The sequence below is a fragment of the Tepidiphilus baoligensis genome (genome assembly GCF_012911495.1).
In the GTDB taxonomy this organism is placed as follows: Bacteria; Pseudomonadota; Gammaproteobacteria; order Burkholderiales; family Rhodocyclaceae; genus Tepidiphilus; species Tepidiphilus olei.
This window is the reverse complement of record NZ_JAAAUB010000035.1, coordinates 1-2,331: the sequence shown is the minus strand read 5'-3', so window position 1 is coordinate 2,331 and position 2,331 is coordinate 1. Positions and strand designations below refer to the sequence as shown.

At 59.7% G+C, this 2,331-nt stretch carries 1 protein-coding gene and 1 pseudogene; both read left to right on the top strand.

What is annotated here, in order from left to right; translation table 11 throughout:
- The first annotated feature begins 150 nt into the window (after window positions 1-150).
- The gene (locus tag GV368_RS10880) at window positions 151-348 is read left to right on the top strand and encodes a hypothetical protein (protein ID WP_169116534.1); all 198 of its coding nucleotides are present in this window, start codon (window positions 151-153) and stop codon (window positions 346-348) included.
- Window positions 345-2,331, top strand: a pseudogene (locus tag GV368_RS10875) (DUF499 domain-containing protein); the annotation flags it as partial. The gene GV368_RS10880 and the pseudogene GV368_RS10875, both read left to right, overlap by 4 nt.

The following is a 2,331-nucleotide window of genomic DNA, read 5'->3' as shown; positions in this document are numbered from 1 at the left end:
CCACGCTCATGTCTCTACCGCACGGGTGCTCCAACAAGCTCGAGCTGCAAGACCTTGAAAGGGGTGGTGGTAAGGTCAGATTCAACCAGGATTACGTGAGCTGTTGCGACTGTATAATGCAGTACATTTACAGTGGCACCTGGAGAGGCAATGGCCACGATCAAGACTGCCACACTGACTTTTCGCATCGACCCCGGATTGAAAGAGGCCCTTCGCGTCGCGGCAAATCAGGAACATCGATCCATCGCGAACATGGTCGAGGTTTTGATGCAGAACTACTACGAGCAGCGCGGCGTTGCAAGTCCGCCCTCCGAAGAAACCAAGAACAACCACGGAGCGCGTTCATGATCAAGACGGTCAAGCAGGCCTGCCGGTTCAACCCGATCATCCGTGACTACCGGATGAGTCAGGGCATCGAGAACCTAGCACAACTTATCCAAGACGAGGGCGACGGCCGCGAGTTCTTCTCGCGCAACTATGTCACCCACGGCATGGATCAGCTTTTCCGCGAGGGGCTGCTGCGCCTGTCTGGCAAGTCCGACCAAGCCGTCTTCGAACTGACACAGGCGATGGGCGGCGGTAAGACGCACATGATGATCGCGCTTGGCCTGCTCGCGCGCCATCCGCATCTGCGTAAGGAAGTCTTGCCCGCCGACTTGGCCGCCCGTATCGATTTCGGCGAGGCACGCATCGCCGCGTTCAATGGCCGCAACAACCCGGACAACTTCATCTGGGGTGAGATCGCAAGCCAACTTGGCGCCGAGGATGCTATCAAGCCCTACTGGGCCAACGGTCCCAAGGCCGTCGATCAACGAAAGTGGAAGGAAATCATTGGCGCCAAGCCGACATTGATCCTGCTGGACGAGCTGCCACCTTATCTCGACAACGCCAGCACCCAGGTGTTCGGCCAGGGCACGCTGGCCAACATGGTGGTCTACAGCCTCTCCAGCCTGATGAGCGCGGCACTGGAGTTGCCCAATTGCGCCATTGTCGTTGCGAATCTTTCGGGTAGTTACAAGGCGCAGACGAAGGCCCTTGCCGACGCAATCTCCAATCTTCAGCAGGAGACGCGCCGCCAAGCCATGACCATCACACCGGTGCAACTGGCCGGCAATGAGATCTATGAGATCCTGAAGAAGCGGCTCATCGACGAGCTGCCCGACGAGCGCGTCATCGCGGATGTGGCCGAAGAGTACGCCCAGCAGATCAAGAAGGCCGAAGACGGCGGCTACATCGTGGCCAGCAGCATCGAGCAGATCGCCGAGCAGGTGCGCGAGACTTACCCCTTCCACCCTTCGTTCAAGCACCTTGTCGCGCTGTTCAAGGAGAATGAAGGGTTCCGCCAAACCCGTGGCCTGATGCAGTTTACCGCCCGGCTCCTCAAGAGCGTCGAGGAGCGCGAGACGGATGACGTCTTCCTGATTGGCACGCAGCATCTCAACCTCAACGACGATCAAGTCAAGGACGAGATCGAACGCATCGCACCAAAGCTGATGCCGGCCGTCACGCGGGACATTGCCGACAACGGCAACGCAATTGCCGAGCACATCGACGACGAGTTAGGCTTTGATGCCGCGCGACAGGTGATGACCTTGCTGCTGGCCTCGAGCCTGTCCCGTGCGGTCGGAGGGCGGATCGGCCTTTCTGAGAGCGAACTCATCGAGTTCCTGGCCGCCCCGCAGCGCAAGCCTGACGAGTTCCTTCAGGCGTTGCAGCGCCTGCGTGAATCGGCGTGGTATCTCCATCGTGAAGAGCAACGCTTCTTCATCAAGGAAACCGAAAACCTCTCGCGCCAGATCGAGCGCAACGCTAAGGAGATCCCTCAGCCCAAGATCGATCAGGCGCTGATCAATCGGCTTACCGGCATCCTTGAGCCGNCCTGCTGGTGCTCACGGGTCAGGATAGCCTGTTGGCGGATGCTGTCGAGGAGCGTCTGCGTGAGCTCTACGCCATCGAGCAGATCCACAAGCGGCTTCGCCCTGGCGACACGCTCTTCGAAGAAGCGCGCGACCGACTGGAAGAAGCGGAAGACCGCTTCGGCAAGGCCCTGTCGGCGGCCTACAACCGTCTCTACTTCCCGGTGAACGACCCAGTCGATGGTCGTGACATTTTGGCCGGCGTCACCATCGATCAAGGGCTGAAGATCGGCCGGGGCGATCAGTCCGCCGAAGCTCAGATCGAGAGTCTGCTCGCAAGCCCAAGGGCGGATTACAAGCTCGTGCGCGAGTTGACAAAAGACAACCTGGACGAGTACTTCGCGCAGGCCGAGGAGTACCTCTGGCCCTCCGGTAAGGACAACCGCCGCACGCCGTGGAAAGACGTCGTCACGCG